The organism is Occultella kanbiaonis (assembly GCF_009708215.1).
Classification (GTDB): domain Bacteria; phylum Actinomycetota; class Actinomycetes; order Actinomycetales; family Beutenbergiaceae; genus Occultella; species Occultella kanbiaonis.
Window position 1 is genome coordinate 3,642,913 of the sequence record NZ_CP046175.1, and the last position, 15,757, is coordinate 3,658,669.

The 15,757-nt window shown below is 71.6% G+C and carries 16 protein-coding genes and 2 tRNA genes; 4 read left to right on the top strand and 14 right to left on the bottom strand.

From position 1 onward, the window contains the following. Positions 1 to 15: 15 nt before the first annotated feature. Positions 16 to 1,497: a 3-isopropylmalate dehydratase large subunit gene (gene leuC, locus GKS42_RS16785; protein ID WP_154794866.1), complete on the bottom strand. Its 1,482-nt coding sequence runs from the start codon at positions 1,495 to 1,497 to the stop codon at positions 16 to 18. Positions 1,498 to 1,592: 95 nt separating this feature from the next. Between leuC and GKS42_RS16790 the strand changes: the two genes are divergently transcribed. Beyond that, the gene (locus GKS42_RS16790; protein WP_154794867.1) at positions 1,593 to 2,315 is read left to right on the top strand and encodes an IclR family transcriptional regulator; all 723 of its coding nucleotides are present in this window, start codon (positions 1,593 to 1,595) and stop codon (positions 2,313 to 2,315) included. Between the two features lie 68 nt (positions 2,316 to 2,383). On the opposite strand, the gene GKS42_RS16795 is transcribed toward GKS42_RS16790, so the two are convergent. The 7 genes from GKS42_RS16795 to GKS42_RS16825 form a co-directional block, all read right to left on the bottom strand. Next, positions 2,384 to 3,979, bottom strand: coding sequence for an alpha/beta hydrolase (locus GKS42_RS16795; RefSeq protein WP_154794868.1), 1,596 nt, complete (start codon positions 3,977 to 3,979; stop codon positions 2,384 to 2,386). Between the two features lie 74 nt (positions 3,980 to 4,053). Further along, complete coding sequence (locus tag GKS42_RS16800; RefSeq protein WP_154794869.1) at positions 4,054 to 6,132, bottom strand: penicillin-binding transpeptidase domain-containing protein; 2,079 nt, start codon at positions 6,130 to 6,132, stop codon at positions 4,054 to 4,056. Positions 6,133 to 6,237: 105 nt separating this feature from the next. Further along, a tRNA-Glu gene (locus tag GKS42_RS16805) sits at positions 6,238 to 6,310 on the bottom strand. 53 nt (positions 6,311 to 6,363) lie between these two features. Further along, positions 6,364 to 6,435: transfer RNA gene (locus GKS42_RS16810), tRNA-Gln, on the bottom strand. A gap of 163 nt (positions 6,436 to 6,598) precedes the next feature. Next, on the bottom strand, positions 6,599 to 7,606 hold the full coding sequence (locus tag GKS42_RS16815) for a phosphotransferase (protein WP_154794870.1): 1,008 nt from the start codon (positions 7,604 to 7,606) through the stop codon (positions 6,599 to 6,601). Then, positions 7,603 to 8,325, bottom strand: a complete 723-nt coding sequence (locus GKS42_RS16820) for a response regulator (RefSeq protein WP_232847711.1) — start codon at positions 8,323 to 8,325, stop codon at positions 7,603 to 7,605. The genes GKS42_RS16815 and GKS42_RS16820 overlap by 4 nt, the downstream gene beginning before the upstream one ends. Next, positions 8,322 to 9,434: a sensor histidine kinase gene (locus tag GKS42_RS16825; RefSeq protein WP_154794871.1), complete on the bottom strand. Its 1,113-nt coding sequence runs from the start codon at positions 9,432 to 9,434 to the stop codon at positions 8,322 to 8,324. Before GKS42_RS16825 ends, GKS42_RS16820 begins: the two co-directional genes overlap by 4 nt. Positions 9,435 to 9,563: 129 nt before the next feature. Between GKS42_RS16825 and GKS42_RS16830 the strand changes: the two genes are divergently transcribed. Continuing rightward, positions 9,564 to 10,292, top strand: a complete 729-nt coding sequence (locus tag GKS42_RS16830) for an ABC transporter ATP-binding protein (RefSeq protein ID WP_168217876.1) — start codon at positions 9,564 to 9,566, stop codon at positions 10,290 to 10,292. After that, entirely contained in the window at positions 10,289 to 11,131 is an 843-nt protein-coding gene (locus GKS42_RS16835; RefSeq protein ID WP_154794873.1) for an ABC transporter permease, read from the top strand. The genes GKS42_RS16830 and GKS42_RS16835 overlap by 4 nt, the downstream gene beginning before the upstream one ends. A 48-nt stretch (positions 11,132 to 11,179) precedes the next feature. Here the strand turns inward: GKS42_RS16835 and GKS42_RS16840 are convergent, their stop codons facing one another. The 3 genes from GKS42_RS16840 to GKS42_RS16850 are packed head-to-tail and all read right to left on the bottom strand — an operon-like array spanning position 11,180 to position 13,103. After that, positions 11,180 to 11,920 (bottom strand): SDR family oxidoreductase, encoded by a 741-nt coding sequence (locus GKS42_RS16840; RefSeq protein ID WP_154794874.1) that lies wholly within the window; start codon positions 11,918 to 11,920, stop codon positions 11,180 to 11,182. Then, positions 11,917 to 12,756: an oxidoreductase gene (locus tag GKS42_RS16845; RefSeq protein ID WP_154794875.1), complete on the bottom strand. Its 840-nt coding sequence runs from the start codon at positions 12,754 to 12,756 to the stop codon at positions 11,917 to 11,919. The genes GKS42_RS16840 and GKS42_RS16845 overlap by 4 nt, the downstream gene beginning before the upstream one ends. Positions 12,757 to 12,782: 26 nt before the next feature. Next, positions 12,783 to 13,103, bottom strand: a complete 321-nt coding sequence (locus GKS42_RS16850) for a carboxymuconolactone decarboxylase family protein (RefSeq protein ID WP_154794876.1) — start codon at positions 13,101 to 13,103, stop codon at positions 12,783 to 12,785. 142 nt (positions 13,104 to 13,245) lie between these two features. Between GKS42_RS16850 and GKS42_RS16855 the strand changes: the two genes are divergently transcribed. After that, positions 13,246 to 13,521 carry an acylphosphatase gene (locus tag GKS42_RS16855; RefSeq protein WP_154794877.1) on the top strand — a complete coding sequence of 92 codons (276 nt, stop codon included), beginning with the start codon at positions 13,246 to 13,248 and terminating at the stop codon, positions 13,519 to 13,521. Between the two features lie 19 nt (positions 13,522 to 13,540). Here GKS42_RS16855 and GKS42_RS16860 read toward each other — a convergent pair whose 3' ends face one another. The 3 genes from GKS42_RS16860 to GKS42_RS16870 all read right to left on the bottom strand — a co-directional run bounded on the left by GKS42_RS16860 (position 13,541) and on the right by GKS42_RS16870 (position 15,718). Next, the gene (locus GKS42_RS16860) at positions 13,541 to 13,900 is read right to left on the bottom strand and encodes an MmcQ/YjbR family DNA-binding protein (RefSeq protein WP_154794878.1); all 360 of its coding nucleotides are present in this window, start codon (positions 13,898 to 13,900) and stop codon (positions 13,541 to 13,543) included. Positions 13,901 to 14,015: 115 nt separating this feature from the next. Next, positions 14,016 to 15,221: an MFS transporter gene (locus GKS42_RS16865; protein ID WP_154794879.1), complete on the bottom strand. Its 1,206-nt coding sequence runs from the start codon at positions 15,219 to 15,221 to the stop codon at positions 14,016 to 14,018. A 44-nt stretch (positions 15,222 to 15,265) separates the two neighbouring features. Further along, the gene (locus tag GKS42_RS16870) at positions 15,266 to 15,718 is read right to left on the bottom strand and encodes a MarR family winged helix-turn-helix transcriptional regulator (RefSeq protein WP_168217877.1); all 453 of its coding nucleotides are present in this window, start codon (positions 15,716 to 15,718) and stop codon (positions 15,266 to 15,268) included. Between the last annotated feature and the right edge of the window lie 39 nt (positions 15,719 to 15,757).

The following is a 15,757-nucleotide window of genomic DNA, read 5'->3' on the forward strand; positions in this document are numbered from 1 at the left end:
TTTCGTCGGGGTGGCTCAGACCTGGACCTGCAGGCGCGGGTCGAGCGGGGCGAGCGGCGTGCCGTCGAAGGACGTCAGGTCGGTCTCCTCACCCAGGTCGAGGTCCGCGAGCGAGGACAGCGTGCCGCGGATCGCGGTCGCGGCGGCCACCAGCGGGGACACCAGGTGGGTGCGCCCGCCCTTGCCCTGGCGACCCTCGAAGTTCCGGTTCGAGGTGGACGCGGCCCGCTCCCCCGGCTTGAGCTGGTCCGGGTTCATGCCCAGGCACATCGAGCATCCGGCATTGCGCCACTCGGCGCCGAAGTCGAGGAAGATCCGGTCCAGGCCCTCGGCCTCGGCCTGCAGCCGGACCCGCGCGGAGGCGGGCACCACCAGCACACGGACGTCGTCGGCCTTCTTGCGGCCCTTGACGACCTTCGCCACCGAGCGCAGGTCCTCGATCCGCCCGTTCGTGCAGGAGCCGATGAACACGGTGTCCACGTGGATGTCGCGCAGCGGCGTGCCGGGCACCAGGCCCATGTACTCGATGGCCCGCTCGGCGGTGGTGCGCTCGTTGTCGTCGCCGATCTCCTCGGGCACCGGCACGTTCGCGGACAGCGGCAGGCCCTGGCCCGGGTTCGTGCCCCACGTGATGAACGGCTCGAGGTCGGACGCCTTGAGCACCACCTCGGCGTCGAAGGTCGCGTCGTCGTCGGAGCGCAGCGTCCGCCAGTACTCGACAGCGGCGTCCCAGTCCGCGCCCTCGGGCGCGTGCGGGCGTCCCTCGAGGTAGTCGAACGTGGTCTGGTCCGGCGCGATCATGCCAGCTCGGGCACCCGCCTCGATCGACATGTTGCAGATCGTCATCCGAGCCTCCATGGAGAGCCTGCGGATCGCCTCGCCGCGGTACTCGAGCACGTAGCCCTGCCCACCACCGGTGCCGATCTTGGCGATGATCGCCAGGATGATGTCCTTCGAGGTCGCGCCGGGCGGCAGATCGCCGTCGACCGTGATCGCCATCGTCTTGAACGGAGCCAGCGGGAGCGTCTGGGTGGCCAGCACGTGCTCGACCTCGCTGGTGCCGATCCCGAACGCGAGCGCGCCGAACGCGCCGTGGGTGGAGGTGTGGGAGTCGCCACAGACGACCGTCAGACCCGGCATGGTCAGGCCGAGCTGCGGGCCGACCTGGTGCACGATGCCCTGGTCCGCGTCGCCGAGCGAGTGCAGCCGGATCCCGAACTCCTTGGCGTTGTTGCGCAGGGTGTCGATCTGGGTGCGGCTGGTCAGGTCCGCGATCGGCAGGTCGATGTCGAGCGTGGGCGTGTTGTGGTCCTCGGTGGCGAGGGTCAGATCCGGGCGTCGGACCGTCCGTCCGGTGAGACGGAGCCCCTCGAACGCCTGCGGACTGGTCACCTCGTGCACCAGGTGCAGATCGATGTAGAGCAGGTCCGGAACGCCGTCCGCGCCCTTGCGGACCACGTGGTCCTGCCACACCTTTTCAGCCAGAGTTCCGGCCATGTCACGTCACCTTCTTCGTTCTGCAACCCCGTGGGTTTGGGGCTGTGTTGCCATCCGGACTTGCGTCTCACGGTGCGAGACGGCAATATCGACCTATGGACAACTCTAGCGGAGTCGGCGTTCTTGACAAGGCGGCCATCGTCCTGGGTGCTCTCGAGGCGGGCCCCGCGACCCTGGCCCAGTTGGTGGCGGCGACCCATCTCGCGCGCCCCACGGCGCACCGCCTCGCCGTGGCGCTCGAACACCACCGCCTCGTCTCTCGTGACATGCAGGGCCGGTTCGTGCTCGGGCCGCGCCTGGCCGAGCTCGCCTCGGCCGCCGGTGAGGACCGGCTGCTCGCCGCCGCGGGCTCCGTGCTGCTCGCCCTGCGGGACCACACCGGTGAGAGCGCCCAGTTGTTCCGACGCCAGGGCGATCAGCGCATCTGCGTCGCCGCGGCGGAGAAGCAGATGGGCCTGCGTGACTCGATCCCGGTCGGCGCGACCCTGTCGATGATGGCCGGTTCGGCTGCGCAGATCCTGCTCGCCTGGGAGGAGCCGGACCGCCTGCACCGCGGCCTGCACGGCGCGAAGTTCACCGCGACGATCCTGTCCGGTGTGCGCCGGCGTGGCTGGGCGCAGAGCGTCAGCGAGCGCGAGGTCGGAGTCGCGTCGGTCTCCGCACCGGTCCGCGGTCCCTCCGGCCGCGTGATCGCCGCCGTCTCGGTCTCCGGACCGATCGAGCGGATGACCCGTCAGCCCGGTCGTGTGCACGCGAACGCCGTGATGGCCGCCGCGAACCGGCTCACCGACGTCCTGCGCGCCACCGAGGAGAGCTGACGGCCGGCTCCCCGGCTCCCGGGCCGATCGGATGGCTCGCACCGGTGACAGCCCGGGCCCGGTAGGGCTCACCGTTCACATCGTGCGCCGTCCGCGGGCAGGCTCAGGTCGATGAGATAGTCGGCGACGACCCCGTTCACGCAGGGGCTGATGGCCTCCAGCGCGGCCGTGTGCCGCTCTCCCTCCACGGTCAGCAGGCTCGAACCGAGATCCTCGGCGAGGTTCACGCCGGACTGGTAGGGCGTGGCCGGGTCCCCCGTGGTTGAGATGACGAGCGTGTCGGCCAGCCCCTCGACGTCCTGCGCATAGGGTGCGTCGAGCGTGGGCTCGGCCGGCCACTGTTCGCAGGCGTTGCGAGTCGTGCCGTCGAACTCCTCACCCGAGTCCAGGAACGGATTCACCTCGGCGATCCGGGCGCGCAACTCGGCCTCGGCCTCCGGAGTGCGCCGCTCGTCGTCCATGCAGTTGATCGCGTAGTTCGCGTCCAGGAAGTTCGACCACGACCCGTCCGGGGCACGGCCGTTCAGGTTGTCGTTCAGGACCATCAGCCGATCGGCCCGCCCCTCGTCGGCGAGTTGTGCGATCCCGGCGATCACCTCGTCCCAGAGCTCCTCGGCATACAGGCCCGAGCCGACGCCGCCCGTCACGTGGTAGAAGTCCGCGCTGCGGCCGCCCCCAGCCGGGACCGGCTCATCGACGAGCGGCTGCACGAGCTCCTGGAACACCTGCGTCGCCTGGCCCGGGTCGGTGCCGAGCGGACAGTCCGCGCTCTGCGCGCAGTACTGCGCCAACTCCTCGAAGGAGCGCTGGAAGCCGGCATGCAGCTCGATCCGGCGCTCCCCCGCGCCCTGGCGTGGGTCGATCGCGCCGTCCAGGACCATCGCCCGCACGTTCCCAGGGAACTGCTCGGCATAGACGGCACCGAGTCGGGTCCCGTAGCTCTGCCCCAGGAAACTCAGCCGGTCATCACCGAGCGCGGCGCGCAGTACGTCCATGTCCCGTGCCGCATCACGGGTGCCGACCGAGCTGAGCACGTCCTCGCCACCGGAGCCCTCCGCGCACCGGTCGACGAAGTCCTGCGTGTCGTCCGAGGTCCACGCGCCCGACGTGCCCAGCAGGGTCGTCTTGGCCAGACCCGCGTCCCGTTCGGCGTCGGTGAAACACTGGATCGACGGGACGGAGGCGCCCACCCCACGCGGGTCGAACCCGACCAGGTCGAATCGCTGCAGTAGCGGGGACTCGGCCAGACCGATACTTGCCACGGCAGCGATGAACGCCCCGCTCCCACCGGGACCGCCCGGGTTGGTGACCAGGGACCCGATCCGCTGCCCCGGGTCCCCCTGAGCGGGCACCCGCAGCACCGCGACCTGCATCTGCCGGCCGTCGGGATCGTCGTAGTCCATCGGCACGTCCAGGTAGGTGCACTCGAAGGCGTCCGCCTGCAGGAACTCCGCCTCGGCCGGCGACTGGCCGAGGTCCGCACACGGACCGAACTCGAGGTCTTGCTCGTAGTACTGCGCGAGATCGGCCGCAGGCCCGTCGTCAGGCTGGTGCGGCTCGGTGGTACAAGCCGCCACCAGCGGGGCGGCCAACGCAAGGGCGGCGAGGACCACACCCGTGCGCGGACGGTTTCGGGAACGGGGTGTCGATGGTGAGGTTGGCATGCGACCACTGCACACCGTGTTCCCGGAACATGGTCAAGGCGAACCTCGATGGGTCACCGGCCCGGGAGTGCCGATCAGCCCTGCGCGCCCTCGAGGAACGCCGAGACGAGCGGCCCGGAGGTCGCCGCGCCGTACTCGCCCACCTCGACGAACGCCGCGACGGCGAGATCACCCTGGTAGGCGATCATCCAGGCGTGCGTCTGGTCGGCATCGCCGAACTCGGCGGTGCCGCTCTTGGCGCCGACCTCGTTGGGCAGGACCGCCAGCATGGTCGCCGTGCCGTAGGTGACGACGGCGCGCATCGCCGCGCGCAGCTGCGCCGCCTCCTCGTTCGTGAGGGGCACGATCTCGCTGTCGGTAGCGTCATCCGACGCAGCGTCGGTCGCGCCGGCATCGTCGGTGTCGCCTGCCTCCTCGCCGGCGTCGTCGGTGGTTTCGGCCTCATCGCTGGCGTCGTCGGCCGCTGCGGCGTCGTCGGTAGCCCCGTCGGCGCCCTCGGCCGGCTGGTCACCCTCGGGCAGGTTCAGCAGGTACGGCTCCACGCGCGCACCAGCCGCCACGGAGGCAGCGACGGTCGCCATCGCCAGCGGCGATGCGAGCACCTGACCCTGACCGATCAGATCGGCAGCGTGCAGCGTGCCGGCCGCGTCGGTGGGCACCGAGCCGAGGAAGTACGGGAACCCGAGCTCGGGCGTCGCGGCCAGGCCGAGGGAAGCAGCCGCCGAGGCCAGGTCGGCGGCGCTGATCCGCTGGTACTCGGCGATCAGGGCGGTGTTGCAGGACTGTGCGATCGCCGTCTCCAGGCTGATGTCACCGAGCGCGTCGGCCGGATAGCCCGGGTAGTTGGAGAACTCGCGGCCGTCCACGGTGACGGTCTCGGTGCAGTGCACCGTGTCGTCGAGGTTCAGCCCCGAGCGCAGCAGCGCGAGCAGGGTGACGATCTTGAAGGTCGAGCCGGGGGCATACTGGCCGACGGTCGCCGTCGAGAGTCCCTCCCCGCCGGGACCGCTGGCGGCGGCGAGGATCTCGCCGGTGGATGGCCGGATCGCCACGAGCGCGCTGGCGCCTGTGACCGGGGCGAGGATCGACTCGGCCAGGATCTGCAGGTCCGGGTCGAACGTGGTGGACAGGGCGGTGCCCTGGACGGCGTCGGCGGCGTACACCTCCGTGACGGCCTCGCCGTCGACGATCGAGATCACGGTCCCGCGGATGCCGCGCAGCTGCTCGTCATGGTCGCGCTGCAGGCCGGACCTGCCGACCATGTCCCCCTCAACGATCACGCCGTCGGAGTCCTCGATGATCTCGGCGGTGGCCTCCCCGACCCGGCCGAGGATCGGCCCGGCGAAACCTGGCGTCGGGCCGAGCTGGCGTTCGCCGGAGAGCATGTTCACCCCGGGCAGCGCGCGTACGGCGTCCAGGTCGATGCTGCCCGGGTTCTCCTGGGCCACGACGGCCGCCTCGAGGTAAGCCCGCGGCCCGGCTGCGAGGACCCGGTCCGCGTAGGCCTGCGGGTCGGACAGCCCGACCGCCTCGGCCAGGGCGAGCGCGGCGGGCCCCCACTCCTCGGCACCGATGAACGTCTTGTCGAGCCCGATCCGGAAGACGTTCCGGTTCGTCACGATCACGGCGTCCCCGCCGCCGAGCACCTCACCGCGGGCGGGCTGGCTGCGGGCGACGTCGTAGACGCCGGTCTCGCCGAGGTCGGCGCCGAGCAGGTCGCGCTGCCAAGTGGCGGTCCAGGTGTCGTCGGACTCGACGAGGTGGACCGACACGGGGTAGGACCAGTCGGTCTCGGTGCCGTCGATGTCCCAGGTCCAGCCGAGTGCGGCGTCGGCGGCACGGCCGGCGCCCTCGTCGTACACGCTGCTCACCCAGGACACCTCGACGGTCCGTGGGATCTCCGCGAGCGCGCCGAGCACGGCCTCGGTGTCCGCGACGGCCACGGCTCGGTCCTCGGCACTCAGCGGCGCATCGTCGTAGGTCCCGGCGGTCAGCGCCTGCGCCACGGCCAGTGCGGCGGCCTCCTGCGGTGGGAGGGCGTCGTCCCCACCGTCGGGGTCGGCGTCCGTACAGGCGGCGAGCCCGCCGGCGAGTAGGGCGAGGGTCAGCCCGATCCCGATCTTCCGGTCGAACCGCACCGAACCTGCCGCCATGTCGCTCTCCTCGTCGTGGGCCGGCACGAGCCTAACCCGGCTCGCTGGAGGGGACGTAGGGACACGACGAAGGCCCCCGCTCGGTGAGCGGGGGCCTTCGGATTGTAGCCCCGACCGGATTCGAACCGGCGCTACCGCCGTGAGAGGGCGGCGTCCTAGGCCACTAGACGACGGGGCCGTGCACTGGAAGATCATAGCGGAAGCTCCGAGGAGCGCCTGCCATGCCTACCGCTGGGGTACCAGGACTCGAACCTAGACTAACTGGACCAGAACCAGTCGTGCTGCCAATTACACCATACCCCATGGGGGTATAACGTCCGGCCCGGATGCAGGTGAATCGCGCCCGAAACGTGAACGTCGTACCGGCGAGGAACTCTACCCGAGCCGGGCCCGTTGACCAAAACCCGAGGCCGTGGGCGACGTCACAGGCAGGGCTCGCCTGCCCAGTTGAGCCGATTCGGCCGGTTCACGACGCGGCCGCGCCGACGGCGAGCAACGCGTCGATGGTGCACGCCGTCACGCGCCGGTCCAGGAACTCCGCCACCCCGGCCACGCTGCGGGCCAGGTGCTCCCCGCGCAGCCAGGCCCGCACGTGCAGCTCGAGGATGTGGCCAAGCACACAGAGCACCATCGAGAAGTCCGCCGGTGCGTGCAGCCGGGCCGGTCCGCCCGCCGCCAGGTAGCCGTCGAGGAGACGCCGGGCCCGGCACACGTCGACGCTCCCGACGCCGTCGGTCGCGAACTCGGTCAGCACCATCGCGAGTTCACCGGCCGGGTCGGCCGGGCCCGCGTTGTCCCAGTCGATCACGCACACGCGTCCGCCCGCGGTGGTCCGCACGTTGTCGCCCCACAGGTCGCGGTGGCAGATCCGCAGGCCCGACGGCGGCCGCACCACCTTCTCGAGGTCGCTCACCGACGCGGTCGCGGCGGCGAGGTCGACGGCGAACGGCGCTGCGCCGTCGAGCGCCGCCCGCGCGAGCTCGGCCCAGGCCCGCTCCCCCACGATCTCGGTGTACCAGGGGTCCACGGGAGCCGTGGTGGGCTCACCGACCCGGTGCAGTACCCCGAGGAGCTGCCCGACGGCGCCTGGATCGATGCCGGGATCGGCCTCGTCGAGGTCCACCCAGTCGTAGACCCGGACCTGGGTCGGCTCGAGCGCCGGCCGGCCCTCGGCCAGGTCGGTGAGCAGGTCCCCCTCGATGGTGCGGACGGCGGTCGGGGCGAACACGCCCGCGGCGATCGCAGCGTCGGCGAACGCGGCGCTGGCGCGCATCTCGTGCTCGTCCTGACGGCGCACCGGCACCTTGACCGCGAAGTCGCCCTCGGTGGTGCTCAGGCGCCACACGGCACCCTGCAGCCCGGTCGCGGTGGGACCGGTCAGGGCTGTCACGGGACCGAGGCGGTAGCGCCGCGCGATCGTGGCCGCGTCGGACCGGCCCAGCATCAGGTCGCCGTTGCCCGGCGGGTCGCTCACCGGTCGGCCTCGAGCAGGCCAAGGTCGAGCGCGCGCAGGACGGCGCGGGTCCGGTCCCGGACGCCGAGTTTCGCGAACACGCTGGACAGGTGGTTCTTCACGGTGCCGGCGGCCAGGTGTAGCGCAGTGCCGATCTCGGCGTTCGAGTACCCGGCCGCGGCGAGCCGCAGCACGTCCAGCTCCCGGGCGGTCAGAGGCTCGGGCCGCTCGATGCCCCTCACCTGCTCCTCACGTGCGGCGACGGCGCGGAACAGCCGGTCGGTCAGACCCGGCTGGAGCAGGGTGCCGCCGCCGGCGAGGGTGCCGATGGCCCCGACGAGCTGGGCCAGCGTGACGTCCTTGAGGAGGTAGCCCTTCGCGCCGGCGCGCAGGGCGCGCAGCACGAGTTCGTCGTCGTCGAACGTGGTCAGGACCAGCACGGGGACGGCGGAGCCGCGTGCGGCGAGCGCCTCGAGGGTGGCGATGCCGTCCCGGCGGGGCATCCGCAGGTCGAGCAGCAGCACCTCCACCTCGGTGGCCTCCAGCAGTTCCAGCGCCTCGTCGCCGTCGGCAGCCTCGCCGACCACGGTGACCTCGTCGCTGAGCGAGAGCAGGCTCAGGATGCCCTGACGGACCAGGGTCTGGTCATCGACGACGGCCACCCGGATCGGCGCACCGCCGGCCGGTGCGGCACCGTCGGAGCCGCCGCCGGAGGCGGCACCGCCGGACCGGCCGGTCACGACGGTCCCACCGAGAGCAGCAACCGGAAGCCACGGCCCGGTTCGGAAGCCAGCGTGAGCGTGCCACCGATCGCCTCCGCCCGTTCGGCCATCCCACGCAGCCCGTTGCCCCGTTCGATCGCGGCGGTGCCCCGGCCGTCGTCCTCGGCCCGCACGGTCAGTCCGTCGGCGTCGGAGCGCACCTCGATCCGCAGCCGGGTGGCTCGCGCGTGCCGGAGCGTGTTCGTGAGGGCCTCCTGGACGCAACGCACCGCGACCAGGGTGCGCTCCTCGTCGAGTGGGCGCACCTCCGCGACCGACAGGCTGACGGTGAGCCCTGGCACGTCGGAGACGATCATGCGCAGCGTCGGCTCGAGCCCGACCGGCGCATCCCGCAACTCCCCGACCGTCGCGCGCACGTCGGTGAGCAGCCCCTTCGCGATGCCGCGGGCCCGGGTGACGTGTTCGAGTCCATCGCCCGTCGTCCGGTGCGCGGCCACCTCGAGTTCGAGGGCAAGCGCGGTCAACTGGTGCCCGAGTACGTCGTGCAGCTCCCGGGCGATCCGGAGCCGCTCGGCGGACCTGCTGGTCGTCTCCAGCACCGCGGCCGAAGCGCGCAGTTCGGCGTGCGCGACGGCGAGCTCCTCGCGGGCTCGCGCCTCCTTGCGTGCCGACCCGATCACCAACGCCGCGAACGCCTGGAATGCGAAGTAGGTGATCGTGGTCAGGAAGACGCCCGCAACGGTCGCCCCGCTCAGCGCCGTGCCGACGCACACCGCGAGGGACTGCGCCACCACCACCGCGGCGACCCACCGTGGTTCCAGCGCGTAGGCGGTGGTCGCGGCCGTGACCACGAGCAGCACCGAGCTCCAGCCGAGCTGAGGTTCAGCGAGCCAGACCGTCATTCCGCTGACGACCAGGATCGCGACGACCGGTCGCTCGGGCAGCAGCGCGCGGAAGAACATCTCGGTGTCCAGGGCGAACGTGAGCGCGAACACGCCGTAGGCGACCCACCAGACGACGGCCGACTGGCCCTCGAGAGAACCCGCAACGAACGTCGTGATCCCGACCGCGAGGGTCGCGAGCAGCCCCGCGCCGGCGCTCATCCGTTCCGCCGTGCCAGGGACCATGCTCCGAACTCTAGCCACGAGGCGTCCGCGCGCGATGTGCCGTTGGTCATGGGTCGGATCGGTGCCGTCCGGCACATCCGCCGCGGGCGCTGCCTTCCTAGCGTGGTCATCAGTCGGAAGGAGACTGACATGACCGTGCTGGAACTGCGCGACGTGCGCAAGGCCTACCCCGGGGTGGACGCCCTGGCCGGGCTCGACGTAAGCATCGCCCGAGGCGAGATCGTCGCCCTGCTGGGACCGAACGGTGCCGGCAAGACCACGACGTTCGAGCTCCTGCTCGGGTTGATCCGGCCCACGTCCGGAGTGGTGCGGGTGTTCGGGCAGGAGCCGGGCGGGCGGGTGCGGATCCGGATCGGGGCCATGCTGCAGGCCGCGGGTCTGCCGGACCAGCTGCAGGTACGCGAGCTCGTGCGGCTGATCGGACGGGGCTACCCGACCGCCGTGCGGGTGGACGAGGTGCTCGCCCGGACCTCCCTGACGAAGCGGGCCACCCGGACCGTGAAGTCGCTCTCCGGTGGCGAGCGGCAGCGCCTGCTCCTCGCGCTCGCCCTCGTCGGGACCCCAGAGCTGCTGCTGCTCGACGAGCCGACGGCGGCCATGGACGTGGCCTCCCGCCGCGCCTTCTGGGAGCAGGCCCGGGCCAGCGTGGCCGACGGCGCCACGATCCTGTTCGCGACGCACGACCTGACCGAGGCGGCCGCCGTCGCCGACCGGGTCGTGGTGGTCGCCGGCGGCCGGGTGGTCGCCGACACCACGCCGGACGCGCTCACCCACCACGGCGACGACGACCTCGAAGAGGTCTTCCTCGCCCTCACCAACGAGAGTTCCACCGCCGCGGACGAAGGAGACGACCGATGACCACCACCCGACCGGCCAAGCCGGGCTCCGCCGTCGGGCAGGTCCGCAACGGCGGCCCTCTCGGCCTGGTCGCCCTGGCTGCGACCACCGAGGTGAGATCGAAGCTGCGCACGCCCGAGTTCGCCATCGGCGCGGTCGCGATCCCGGTCCTTCTCTATGCCATGTTCGGGCTGCCCAACGGGTCCGTCCTGCCCGGCGGCACCCCGGTGGCGACCGCGTTCGTGGTGTCGATGATGGCGTACGGAGTGGTCTCGCTCGCGATCTTCACGTTCGGCGAGGACGTCGCCAAGGACCGCGGCCAGGGATGGCTGCGCACGCTGCGGGCAACGCCGGTGCCGGTCTGGACCTACTTGGCGGGCAAGGTGGCCAGCGCGGTCGTCCTGGCCGCGCTGATCGTGGTCGCCATCGGCGTGCTCGCCGCGACAGCGGGCGGAGTGCGGCTCGATCCAGGCACCTGGGTCGCCCTCGGCGCCCTGATGATCGCCGGTGTGCTGCTGTTCGCCCCGCTCGGGTTCGCGATCGCGTTCCTGGTGCGCCCGCGAGCCGCGGCCGTGATCGCGAACCTGATCTTCCTGCCGCTGGCGTTCGCGTCCGGGTTCTTCATGCCGCTCGGCGAGCTGCCCGCGATCCTGGGCGACATCGCCCGGTTCCTGCCCACGTTCCACTACGGCCAGCTCGCCTACGCGGTGGTGATGCCCACCGAGGACGTCGAGTTCTGGACCGGGGCCGCAACCAGCCCGGCGTGGGTGCACCTGATCTGGGTACTCGGCAGCGCCGTGGTGCTCGGGGCGGCCGCCCTGATCGCGGCCCGCCGGGAGGCGGTCACGGCCCGGGGCTGACGTGATCACCGCCGATCCGGCTGACACCGGGCCCTTGGTGGCCCGGTGTCAGCCGATCTGGGCGGCCGGCCGGAGCAGGATCTCGTTGATGGCCAGATGTCGGGGCCGGGACAACGCGAAAGCGATGACCTCGGCCACCTCCTCGGGCTTGACGGTGGCGGCGTCGTAGCCCTGCTGGACAGCCTGCCTGGTGGCCTCGTGGGTGATGTGGGTGGGCAGTTCGGTGTCGACCACACCGGGCTCGATCAGCGTGACGCGGACGTCGGGCAGCAGTTCCTGCCGCAGCGACTCCGACCAGCCGTTCAGGCCCCACTTCGTGGCGGCGTAGACGCCGTTGGTGGCGCGGGCGGTGCGCCCGGCGACGGAGGAGATGTTGATCAGGTCGCCGCCGCCGTGCTTGAGCTGGTCGAGGAACACCTCGGTCGCGGTGATGGCGCCCAGCAGGTTGACCTCGACCATGGCGCGATAGTCCTCGCGCTGGGCGGAGGAGAACGGGCCGAGGAGCATCGTGCCGGCGTTGTTGACCAGTACGTCCGCCCCGCCCAGCTCGTCGGCCACGCGCTCGGCCGCGGCGACCAGCCCGTCCCTGTCGGTGACGTCGGCACGGATGGCGATGGCGCCGTCGCCGAGCTCCCTGGCGAGGGCCTCGATCCGGTCGACGCGGCGCGCCAGGAGCGCGACCCGGTAGCCATCGGCGTGCAACACGCCGGCGGTGGCGGCACCGATTCCGGAGGAGGCGCCGGTGATGACCGCGGTGCGTCGGGTGCTCTCGGACTGGGTCCTGCTCATGCTTCCTCCAGGTCGTAGTCGGTGGTGGCGCTGACGTGCGCCCAGGCGTCGATCTCGTCGATGCGTTTCTCGTACTCGCTCCGGACGAGCCGGACGGCGTCGCTTCCGAGCAGGAGCCGGAACGGCACCTCGTCGCCCTCGAGGGTGGCGATGATCGCCCGCGCCGCTCGATGGGGGTCGCCGGGCTGGGTGCCGTGGGAGCGGTCGTTCTCCTTGCGACGCCTGCCGGCCGTGTCGGCGTAGTCGGCGATCACGGTGCTGGACTGGGTCAGGGATCGGCCCGCGAAGTCGGTGCGGAACGCCCCCGGCTCGACGACCAGCACCCGGATACCCAACGGTCCGACCTCGCGGTTGAGGGCGTCGGACAATCCCTCCAGGGCGGCCTTCGTGGCGGTGTAGTAGCCCGAGGCCGGGTTCGACCGGGGCGCGCCGATCGAGGAGACGTTCACGATGGTGCCGGACCGCCTGGCGCGCATCTGCGGGAGCATCGTCTTGATCAGGTCGACGGGCCCGAAGAGGTTCGTCGCGAACAGTTCGGCCACCTCGTCCGGAGCGGCCTCCTCGACCGCGGCGCGATAGCCGTGCCCGGCATTGTTGACCAGCACGTCGACGGTCCCGAACCGCTCGGTGCCCGCAGCTACGGCGGCGACGACCTGGTCGTGGTCGGTGACGTCCAGCGGCACCGCCAGTGCACGATTGGGGAACCTGTCGACCAGCCCCTGCACGTCGTCGACGTTGCGGGCCGTGATCACGGCGTCGTGCCCGAGGTCGAGGACAGCCGCGGCCAGTGCGGCGCCGAGGCCGCTCGAAGCACCCGTGATGAACCAGGTCGTCATGTTCGTCCCTCTCCTTCGTGTGATGCTCAGCGCTGCGCGAGAACGTCCTTGAGGATCGTTGCCGCGCTCATCCCGGCCGGCCAGCCGGCATAGAACGCCAGGTGGGTGGCGACCTCTGCCAGTTCCGCCTCGGTCACGCCGTTCTCCAGCGCCAGGCCGAGGTGGGAGCGGAGCTGATCGGGGCGGCCCAGGGCGATCAGCGCGGCGACCGTGATCAGGCTGCGGTCGCGCCGGGAGAGCTCGGGGCGCGCCCATACGTCACCGAACAACACGTCGTCGGTCAGTTCCGCCAGCTTCGGGGTGACGTCACCGACGAGCTCTTGGGCGCGGCTGCGTGCTTGTGTCATGAGTGATCTCCTGAGGTCGGCCCCATGGGGCGCGTGCTGGATCGTTTCCGTTGGCGACGGTAGCCGCGCCGGCCGGAACGAGACAGGCACCGGTATTACTCCCCGCGCGCATCGGGTCCGTAGCCGGGGCGAGAATGGGCACATGGACGCCACCATCGCGCGACGGTTCGTGGTCCGCGGGCTGGTCCAGGGCGTCGGGTTCCGGTACCGGTGCGTGCGCGCTGCCACGGCCGCCGGGGTCACCGGTTGGGTCCGCAACCGCACCGACGGGGCGGTTGAGGCGCACGTGGAGGGCCGGCCCGACGCCGTCGAGCAGGTTCTCGCCTGGGCCCGGACCGGGCCGGAGCACGCGCGCGTTGACTCGGTCGAGGTCGGCGAGGTCGCGCCCGCCGGCCACCGCGACTTCACGGTGCGATGACCGGTGCTGGGCGCCCGCTTCAGCCCGGGCCGTCGGGATGGGTGAGGTCGTAGGCGCGCGAGACCTTCACCGGCACGACCATGCGCCAGGCCTCGACGACGAACTCACGGGCCTCGGTCGGGTCCAGTTCCGCGAGGCTGGCGTGGACCCAGTTGAAGCGCATGTCCGACGCCGACGGCAGCTGGAACTTGCGCGGTTCGCCCCCGACCAGCGCAGCCCGCTCCTCCTTGGGGAAGGCGAAGCCCATCACCTCCTCGTCGAGGGAGAACGCCACGTAGACGATCTGCTTGACGCGGAACTTGAGCCGGCCGTGCACGTACACCTCGTACGAGCGGTCCAGCTCGGTACCGAGCGGGCGAACGTTTTCGAGCGTAGCCATCGTCGCCACCCCTCCCTCGTGTACCGGATACCCAGTGTTGACAGCGGCGGCGGCCCGGACTCATCGCGACCAGCGCGACCCGGCACGCTCGCGCGCACCAGATGTCCGATGTCTGTCAGGCGTCGGCGGCGGTGAGTTCGGTCGCCTCGGCCACGCTGTGCGGCCGCTCGGGTTCGGCGTCGACGTGCGCGAGCGTGCGACGTCCGAGGGTGATCAGCACGGCGGCGGCGGTGACCGCTGCGGCGCCCACCCAGAACGGCAGGTGAACGCTGACGTGCTCGCCGAGGTAGCCGGCGAGCCACGGCGCCACGGCTCCCCCGGCGAACCGGACGAAGCTGTAGGCGGCCGAGGCCACCCCACGCTCCACCGGGGCCGCCTTCATCACGGTCTCGGTGATGAGGGTGTTGTTGATGCCGAGGCAGGCACCGGCCAGGATCACCCCGACCGCGAGCGCCGGCTTGGAGTCCGTGAAGACCGCCATCAGGGCGAGGATCACCGCGAATGCACCGAGCGCCCACGTGATCGGGCGCAGCGTGCCGAAGCGCGCCTGCAGCCGCGGTGCGACGAACACCGAGGTGATCGCCAGTAGCGCCCCCCAGCCGAAGAAGATCAGGCCGATCTGGAAGGCACCGAGATCCAGCGGGAACGGCGTGAACGCGAGCAGGGTGAAGAACCCGAAGTTGTACAGCAGCGCCGTCAGCCCGGTGATCAGCAACCCGCGGGGGCGCAGCGCCTTGAGCGGTTCCAGCACGGAGGTGGCGCGCTCCGCCCTCGGGGTGGCGGGCACGAGGAAGAAGGTGGCGATCAGGGCGATCGCCATCAGGACGGAGACGCCGTAGAACGGACCGCGCCAGGAGATGTGCCCGAGCAGGCCACCGACGAGCGGCCCGATCGCGATGCCCACGCCGAGCGCGGCCTCGTAGAGGATGATCGCCTGGCCGACCGAGCCCTTGGCCGACTTCACGATGGCCGCGAGCGCGGTGGCCACGAACAGGGCATTGCCAAGACCCCAGACGGCGCGCCACGCGATGATGCCCGTCACGGAGTCCTGGGAGCCGGCCATCCCGGCGCCGACGATGATGATGGCCAAGCCGATCAGCATCGTGGTCTTGGCCCCGAGCCGGCTCGACACCGCACCGGTGACCAGCATCGCCAGGCCCATCACCGCCATGTAGCTGGTGAACAGCAGCGACACCTCGGACGCGGTCGCGCCGAGCTCGTCGGCGATCGGCTTCAGGATCGGGTCCACGAGCCCGATGCCCATGAATGCGATCACGCTCGCGAAGGCGATCGCCAGGACGGATCTGGGTTGACGCAGCATTGTTCTCCTTGCTCGCCCGCGGCTGCCGCGGGATCGTGCCGGCCTCAGACGGGGTCGGTGGGTGCGGGGACCGGCGCGACCGCCGGCAGTTCGACGAGCCGGCGCATCACGGCGATGCCCGCCTCGAGGTCGGCGCGCTCGGCGGCGCTGAGCTGCGCGAGCGACGGCTCGAGCGCACGCTCGCGGGCAGCACGTACCTCGCGCAGCGCGGCCCTCCCGGCTTCGGTCATTCCGACGAGCGCCGCGCGGCCGTCGGTCGGGTCCGGCTCCCGGCTGACCCAGCCGAGGTCCTCCAGTCGCTGCACCTGAGTCGTCATGGTGGGCTGGCTGGTGCGGTCGGCCCTGGCCAGGTCGCTGATCCGGGCCGGTCCGGCCCGCTCGACGAGCGCGAGCAGCCGGGCCTGCGCCGCCGGGACGTCGAAGTCGGCCCGCGCCGTGGCCCAACGGTTCAGCAGAGCCACCGCGGCGAGCAGGTCCGCTCCGAGGTTCGCACTCACTCGACTCAGATTACATAGGTAACCTATGCATGTCCAGCA

Bases quoted from the DNA above. Each gene is read 5' to 3' on its own strand.
- GKS42_RS16795 (WP_154794868.1), bottom strand. From the start codon at position 3,979: ATGCCAACCTCACCATCGACACCCCGTTCCCGAAACCGTCCGCGCACG.
- GKS42_RS16835 (WP_154794873.1), top strand. From the start codon at position 10,289: ATGACCACCACCCGACCGGCCAAGCCGGGCTCCGCCGTCGGGCAGGTC.
- GKS42_RS16860 (WP_154794878.1), bottom strand. From the start codon at position 13,900: ATGGCTACGCTCGAAAACGTTCGCCCGCTCGGTACCGAGCTGGACCGC.
- GKS42_RS16830 (WP_168217876.1), top strand. From the start codon at position 9,564: ATGACCGTGCTGGAACTGCGCGACGTGCGCAAGGCCTACCCCGGGGTG.
- leuC (WP_154794866.1), bottom strand. From the start codon at position 1,497: ATGGCCGGAACTCTGGCTGAAAAGGTGTGGCAGGACCACGTGGTCCGC.
- GKS42_RS16840 (WP_154794874.1), bottom strand. From the start codon at position 11,920: ATGAGCAGGACCCAGTCCGAGAGCACCCGACGCACCGCGGTCATCACC.
- GKS42_RS16790 (WP_154794867.1), top strand. From the start codon at position 1,593: ATGGACAACTCTAGCGGAGTCGGCGTTCTTGACAAGGCGGCCATCGTC.
- GKS42_RS16855 (WP_154794877.1), top strand. From the start codon at position 13,246: ATGGACGCCACCATCGCGCGACGGTTCGTGGTCCGCGGGCTGGTCCAG.
- GKS42_RS16800 (WP_154794869.1), bottom strand. From the start codon at position 6,132: ATGGCGGCAGGTTCGGTGCGGTTCGACCGGAAGATCGGGATCGGGCTG.
- GKS42_RS16845 (WP_154794875.1), bottom strand. From the start codon at position 12,756: ATGACGACCTGGTTCATCACGGGTGCTTCGAGCGGCCTCGGCGCCGCA.
- GKS42_RS16825 (WP_154794871.1), bottom strand. From the start codon at position 9,434: ATGGTCCCTGGCACGGCGGAACGGATGAGCGCCGGCGCGGGGCTGCTC.
- GKS42_RS16865 (WP_154794879.1), bottom strand. From the start codon at position 15,221: ATGCTGCGTCAACCCAGATCCGTCCTGGCGATCGCCTTCGCGAGCGTG.
- GKS42_RS16850 (WP_154794876.1), bottom strand. From the start codon at position 13,103: ATGACACAAGCACGCAGCCGCGCCCAAGAGCTCGTCGGTGACGTCACC.